This window comes from Streptomyces sp. SID3343 (assembly GCF_009865215.1).
GTDB lineage: Bacteria > Actinomycetota > Actinomycetes > Streptomycetales > Streptomycetaceae > Embleya.
On record NZ_WWJX01000851.1, the window covers coordinates 1 to 396 of the forward strand.

The following is a 396-nucleotide window of genomic DNA, read 5'->3' on the forward strand; positions in this document are numbered from 1 at the left end:
GGCGGCGTGCGGTCCCGGCGCACGAACGCGGGCACCGCGCCCGGCCGCGGCGGTGGCCTACAGTCGACGGGTGGATTTCAGCGGCAAGAGCATTCCCGACACCGGCTTTCCCGACGACGACGGCACGGCCCATCCCGGCCTTGCGGCGGCCCTGGCGGCGCCCGACGTCGACGACGAGGAGATCTCCCGTCAGTTGTGCCGGGCCCGGCTGCTCGTGCCGGTCGTGGCGATCCTGACCGAGGAGGAGGACGTCGCCCCGGGCGAACTGCGCCGGGAGAAGTCCAGCGACATGGCGGTGCCCACGATCCAGGGGCCGCACGGGCGCCGCGCGCTCCCGGCGTTCACCTCGGTCGCGGCGCTGGCCAGATGGCGCGCCGACGCGCGACCCATTCCGGT

General features: G+C 75.0%; 1 protein-coding gene. It reads left to right on the forward strand.

All coding sequences use genetic code 11. From position 1 onward, the window contains the following. Positions 1–70: 70 nt before the first annotated feature. Positions 71–396, forward strand: a 326-nt coding sequence (locus tag GT354_RS26415; protein ID WP_161358874.1) for an SseB family protein, incomplete at its 3' end; no start/stop codon positions are given.